Below are 5,743 nucleotides of genomic sequence, written 5' to 3' on the forward strand. Positions count from 1 at the left end.
TCGCGGAGGTCTACGCGAGCGACGACGCGAAGGAGAAGTTCGTGACCGACTTCGTCGCGGCGTGGGCCAAGGTGATGGACCTCGACCGATTCGACCTCGTCTGACACGACGTGTTCGAGGTGTGATCCGGCCTCGTCCGGTTCATGACCGACTCATGACGTCCAGGTCGGCCCGTGGTGGCCGACCTGGACGTTCTTCTTTGATCCCGAGCCGGACGTGTTCTCACAGCGGCAGGGGACGGTTCTCGACGACGCTCTTCATGACGAGGGTGGAACTGAGGCGCTGGACACCGGGGAGGGTGGCCAGGCGGTCGTCGTAGAGCTTCTGGAAGGCGGCCAGGTCGCGGGTGACGACGCGCAGGAGGTAGTCGGGGTCGCCGAAGAGACGCTGGGCCTGCATGACATGCGGGATGTCCACGACGGCCTGTTCGAAGGCGGCGACGGTGTCGCGGTCCTCGTAGCGCATGGTCACGAACACGAGCGCTTCGAAGGTCAGGCCGAGGACATCGGCGTCGAGCTGCGCGCGGTAGCCGCTGATCGCACCGGAGTGTTCCAGAGCGCGCAGCCGGCGGTGGCAGGGCGAGACGCTGAGCCGGACACGTTCGGCGAGTTCGGTGACGGTGAGACGGCCATCGCGCTGCAGCTCGGCAAGGATCTTCCGATCGACCTCATCCATGAGGAAGATTCTTCCACTGTCAGCCCATGATCGTGGAAATGTTGAAAACACATTCCGGCCCTACGCGCCTAATCTCCCTCTCGGAAGCCGAGAGTGAGAAAAGGAGCCAGGCCATGGCGGTCGGAAGTGTCATCGCGTTCTGGGGGGTGTCCTTCCTGCTGGTACTGGTCCCGGGAGCGGACTGGGCGTACGCGATCGCGGCCGGGCTGCGCGACCGTACGGTGCTGCCCGCGGTGGGTGGGCTGCTGGCCGGGTACGTGGCGCTGACCGCGGTGGTCGCCGGGGGAGTGGCGACGGTGGTGGCTCGGTCGCCGCTGGTGCTGACCGTGCTGACGGCGGTGGGCGCGGCGTATCTGGTGTGGCTGGGGACAGCCACCCTGGCCCGGCCTTCCGCCCCGACGGCGGGTGCGGAGGAGAGCGCCGGCTCGTGGCTGCGGCGGGCGGTGAAAGGCGCGGGGATCAGCGGTCTCAACCCGAAGGCGCTGTTGTTGTTCCTGGCGCTGCTGCCACAGTTCATCGCCCAGGGGGCGACCTGGCCGGTCGCGGCGCAGATCGCCTTCCTGGGGCTGGTGCACACGGCCAACTGCGCCGCGGTCTACACGGGAGTGGGCACGGCGGCGCGGCTGGTGCTGCGGGCCCGCCCGACGGCGGCGCGGGCGGTGATCCGCTGCTCAGGCGCCGCGATGGTGGCCATCGGGGCGCTGCTGCTGGTGGAGCGGCTGCTCAGTTAGGGGTCGGTTCGGCGATGCGCTTCAGGACTTCGGCTGGCAGAAGCGGATGTTGTTGCCGAAGGGGTCGCGGAGGCCGCAGTCGATTCCGTACGGGCGATCGGTGGGCTCCTCGGTGAACTCGACGCCCCGGGCCAGCAGCGTCTCGTATGTCTTGCGGCAGTTGTCCGTGCTGAAGAAGAGCGTGCCGGCCGTCGCGCCCTTGGTCACCAGCTCGCGGACCTGCTCCGCCGTCTCCTCGGACATCGACGGAGGGCCCGGCTTCTCCAGCAGGATTTCGCGCTCCGGGTGCCCGGGGACGCAGACGGTCAGCCAGCGCATGAAGCCCAGCGGGATGTCGGCGCTGACCTCCAGTTCGAGCTTGCCGACGTAGAAGTCGAGGGCCTCGTCCTGGTCGAGGACGTAGATGGTCGAGTGCGTGATGGCGTTGAACATGCGCATCACGCTACTCGGCCGGCCGGGCGGAAACTTATCCAAAACTGCTCAGGATGCCCGCCGCCCACTCCTCAGTCGTCACCGACGCACGCGTCAGCGAACGGCCGCCATCCGGCTCGCCATCGCGTGTTCGAGCAAGGTGACGAGGACGAGTTTGCTGGACTCGCGGGAGCGGGCGTCACACATCACCACCGGTACATGTGTGTCGAGGTCGAGCGCATAGCGGACCTCTTCGACGTCGTAGTCACTGGCTCCGTCGAAGCGGTTGACTGCGACGACGAACGATGTGCCGCGGTGCTCGAAGTAGTCGACGGCGGGGAAGGAGTCCTCGATTCTTCGTGTGTCGGCCAGCACGATGGCTCCGAGTGCGCCGAGGGCCAGCTCGTCCCACATGAACCAGAAGCGGTTCTGCCCGGGTGTGCCGAAGAGGTACAACACGAGGTCCTGGCTGATCGTGATCCGGCCGAAGTCCATGGCCACGGTCGTGGTGGTCTTTCCCTCCACCCCGCTGAGATCGTCCACGCCCTCGCTCGTCTGCGTGATCACCTCCTCGGTCTGCAGCGGGGAGATCTCGCTGACGGCACCGACCATCGTGGTCTTCCCGGCGCCGAACCCGCCGGCGATCAGGATCTTGACCGCCGTCGGGAGGCTGCCGGTGCCGGGATATGGCTCAGAGCCTGCGAATTCCATCGAGCACCGCCTGAAGTACGTGGATTTCCGGGGCCTCCGCCAGCGCGATCGGTGCGCGGGTGTGGATGGCCCCCATGTCGAGTAGGTCTCCGAGCAGGACCTTGGCCACTGTCGCGGGCATGTCCAGCCGAGCGGCAATCTCGGCGACGGAGAGCGGGGCGCCGGTGCACATGCGCAGGATCATGATGTGCTCCGGCTCGAGACCGTGGCGTGCCGTATCGGTGTTCGTGGCGATGATCAGGGTGATCAGGTTGAACTCGTCCCGAGTGGGCCGGGTCCGGCCGCCGGTTCTCGCGAACGAGCGCACGATGGGGCCTGCGTCCACGTCCCACCATGATTCCTCCGGTTCGGACATGGGTCCTCACCTCAGAAGGGCGACGGCGAAACGGCAGCCGCCTGTCGTGGCGCCGCGGCGAGGTATTCACCGACACGCTTGACGATCAGGTTCATCTCGTAGGCGACGAGACCGACGTCGATATCGGCCTCACCGAGGATGGCGAGGCAGGCACCTCGTCCCGCACCGGTCACAAACAGAAAACAGCTCTCCAGCTCGACGATCGTCTGCCGTACGAGCCCTCCGCCGAAGCGTCGTCCGACGCCCCCGGCCAGGCTCTGGAAACCCGAGGCGACGGCCGACATGTGTTCGGCGTCCTCACGGCCGAGATCGCGCGAGTGAGCGATCACCAGTCCGTCGGCCGACAACACGAGGACATGCCTGGTCCGGGGGACCCGCCGGACGAGGTCGTCCAGCATCCAGTGGAGGTCGTTGGCTTGCTTCGGCATCTGTGTCATCGCGGGTCCCACTGCCCTTCTCCGGCCGGCCAGTGCCCGGCCACATCGTCTTGTCCGCTGCCCTGTTCCTGCTGCTGCTCCGCGTCGGCACGCCCCCGGTACGACTGGCGCTGGTACATCGCCATCATCCGGCGGGCGTCCTCGGCCGACCGCTCCGCGGGCCCTGCCTCGGGCTCCGTGGCCACGGGATGGAGCAGCTGCGGTTCCATGCTCGCCTGACGGACACGGCGAGGCAGCTGTCTCGACCTTCGCTGTGGCCGCTCCGGACGCGCGGCGTCCGGGGGATCGTTGCGTTTGGGCGGGACATGGTCGGGCACGTGCGGCTCCTCCCGGCGGGGCGGCGACGTCCCCAGGCGCGGTGCCGCAGTTCCGGCCATCGCCTCGGCGCGGTCGTGGATCGGGGTGTTGGTCTCGGCCTCCGTCACCTCGAGGAGCTCCGGCGGCGCCAGCACGATGGCCGAGGTCCCGCCGTACGGGGAGGGGCGCAGGGTGACCATGATGTTGTGGCGGGCCGCCAGCCGTGCGACGACGAACAGACCGAGACGGGTGTCGTGCGTGAAGCCCATGACATTGAACTCGGGTGCCGCCGCCAGCAGGCGGTTGGCCTCCTCGCGGACCTCTTCGGTCATGCCGATGCCACGGTCCTCGATCTCGATCCCGAGCCCCTTGGGCACAACCTCGGCGTGAATCTGCACGCTCGTATGCGGCGGGGCGAACGTCGTCGCGTTCTCGACCAGCTCGGACAGCAGGTGCATCATGTCGCCCGCCACCGGGCCGGCGAGCCTGACCTCGGGAATACCGGCCAGCTTGACCCGGGAGTAGTCCTCGGTCTGCGAGGCGGCTCCGCGCAGAATCTCGGCCAGCCGCACCGGCTGACGCCAGCGCCGGGCGGGGATCGCGCCGCCGAGGATGGACAGGTTCTCGGAGTTGCGCCGCATCCGCGTGGCGAGGTGATCCACCCGGAACAGTTCGGCGAGCAGATCGGGATCCTCGTTTCCGCGCTCCAGCGTGTCCAGCAGGGCGAGCTGCCGGTGCACCAGCCCCTGGCTGCGCTGTGCGAGGTTGAGGAACACGCGGCTGATGCCCTCGCGCGTTTCGGCCTGCTCGATCGCCGCGCGTACGGCGATCCGCTGGGCCGTGGCGAACGCGCCGGCGACCTGCCCGATCTCGTCCGAGCCGTGTCCGACTTCGGGGACGGCCTCGGCGAGCTCGACCTTGTCGCCCTTCTGCAGCCGGGCGATCACTTCGGGCAGTTGCTCATCGGCCAGCCGCAGCGTCGCACCGCGCAGCTCCCGGAGCCGGCGGATCAGCGCCCGGGAGATGAGCACGGAGATCAGCACGGCCAGCGCGATGGCCAGCAGGGCTCCCACGCTGGTCACGATCACCGAGGTCATCAGGGTGTCGGCGCGGTCGTTGACGTATCCGACCGCGAAGTCCACCTGGTCCAGGGTGAGCTGCTGCAGGTTCTCCGCCACCTGGAGCATCGACGTCTGCCAGCGCTCGAAACCGGTCGGAATCCGGCCGGACTTCATGGCCGACTGCTCCGCGGCGGCCAGCGCCTTCCACTCGGGCCCGGTGGTGACCGCCTGATAGCGCTTGGCCTGTGCTCCGCGCAGTGCCGGCGCCACCACCTTCCACTGCTCCTGCTGCACACCGACGAGCCGGTTGAACTGTCGCTGCTCCTCGGCAGACATGCCGTTCGGCGACGACAGTCCCGCGGACAGCACGGCGTTCTGCCGGGCAAGGCCCTCAAGAGCACGGAACAGAGTCGCGGCGGTCGTGGCCTCGTTGAGCGACTTGGCGTCGTTGGTCAGCCGGGCTTCCGCCTCGAAGTACGACATGCCGGTGGCCAGGGCGCCGGTGTAGAACGCGTAGGCGTCGCCGTGGTTCACCTTGCGTGCGTCGACCTGCTGCCGAAATCCCGGCAGCATCCCGAGGCCCTTGCTGATGTCCGCGAAGATTCGCTTGAGAGCGGGCGGGTTGTGCTTGACCACCGGCGCGGCCGCCTTGCGCATCGCCGCGAGCTTCCGGTCGGTGTCCGCGCGCTGCCGCGCCAGCGCCCCCCGGCCCGCTCCGGGCCGGGCCAGGTAGATCATCGACAGCCGGCGCTCCTCCTGAAGCGCCACCATCGCGGTCTCGCTCGTGACCCCTACCCGTTCCACATCCCGCACGGTCTGCCGCAGATCGAGCGCCTGGTCGAGCCCGTTGGCCGTGTAGGTGCCCCACAGCGCCGCCAGGGCCACGCTCGGGACGAGCACCAGGACGAGGACGCGGCTCCGGATCGACCAGGGGCCTCGAAGTCGGCGTGGCCGCAGAAGGGTCCGCCGACGGGCCGCGCGCTGTCTGACCCGGCCCCGTTTCGCGCGTCTACCGGCGTTCGGTGCGGCCGTCCCCCTTGGCGGGGTGGGTTGCGGGGGCGAATC

7 protein-coding genes are annotated in these 5,743 nt (G+C 68.7%); 1 reads left to right on the top strand and 6 read right to left on the bottom strand.

Translation table 11 applies throughout. From position 1 onward, the window contains the following. Positions 1 to 222 precede the first annotated feature (222 nt). Entirely contained in the window at positions 223 to 675 is a 453-nt protein-coding gene (locus tag CCN51_RS43495) for an Lrp/AsnC family transcriptional regulator (RefSeq protein WP_014174567.1), read from the bottom strand. Positions 676 to 788: 113 nt separating this feature from the next. Between CCN51_RS43495 and CCN51_RS43500 the strand changes: the two genes are divergently transcribed. Further along, positions 789 to 1,406 carry a LysE family translocator gene (locus tag CCN51_RS43500; protein WP_014174566.1) on the top strand — a complete coding sequence of 206 codons (618 nt, stop codon included), beginning with the start codon at positions 789 to 791 and terminating at the stop codon, positions 1,404 to 1,406. A 21-nt stretch (positions 1,407 to 1,427) separates the two neighbouring features. Here the strand turns inward: CCN51_RS43500 and CCN51_RS43505 are convergent, their stop codons facing one another. From CCN51_RS43505 to CCN51_RS43525, 5 genes are all read right to left on the bottom strand, one after another. Continuing rightward, on the bottom strand, positions 1,428 to 1,838 hold the full coding sequence (locus tag CCN51_RS43505; RefSeq protein ID WP_043489385.1) for a VOC family protein: 411 nt from the start codon (positions 1,836 to 1,838) through the stop codon (positions 1,428 to 1,430). 93 nt (positions 1,839 to 1,931) lie between these two features. Next, a complete protein-coding gene (locus CCN51_RS43510) occupies positions 1,932 to 2,528 on the bottom strand; it encodes a GTP-binding protein (RefSeq protein WP_014174564.1) in 597 nt (198 codons plus the stop codon). Continuing rightward, positions 2,509 to 2,883 carry a DUF742 domain-containing protein gene (locus tag CCN51_RS43515; RefSeq protein ID WP_014174563.1) on the bottom strand — a complete coding sequence of 125 codons (375 nt, stop codon included), beginning with the start codon at positions 2,881 to 2,883 and terminating at the stop codon, positions 2,509 to 2,511. The genes CCN51_RS43510 and CCN51_RS43515 overlap by 20 nt, the downstream gene beginning before the upstream one ends. An 11-nt stretch (positions 2,884 to 2,894) precedes the next feature. Continuing rightward, positions 2,895 to 3,311, bottom strand: coding sequence for a roadblock/LC7 domain-containing protein (locus CCN51_RS43520; protein ID WP_404748629.1), 417 nt, complete (start codon positions 3,309 to 3,311; stop codon positions 2,895 to 2,897). A gap of 5 nt (positions 3,312 to 3,316) precedes the next feature. After that, positions 3,317 to 5,578 (bottom strand): nitrate- and nitrite sensing domain-containing protein, encoded by a 2,262-nt coding sequence (locus CCN51_RS43525; RefSeq protein WP_014174561.1) that lies wholly within the window; start codon positions 5,576 to 5,578, stop codon positions 3,317 to 3,319. Positions 5,579 to 5,743: the final 165 nt, after the last annotated feature.

The sequence above is a fragment of the Streptomyces milbemycinicus genome (genome assembly GCF_002154605.1).
Classification (GTDB): domain Bacteria; phylum Actinomycetota; class Actinomycetes; order Streptomycetales; family Streptomycetaceae; genus Streptomyces; species Streptomyces milbemycinicus.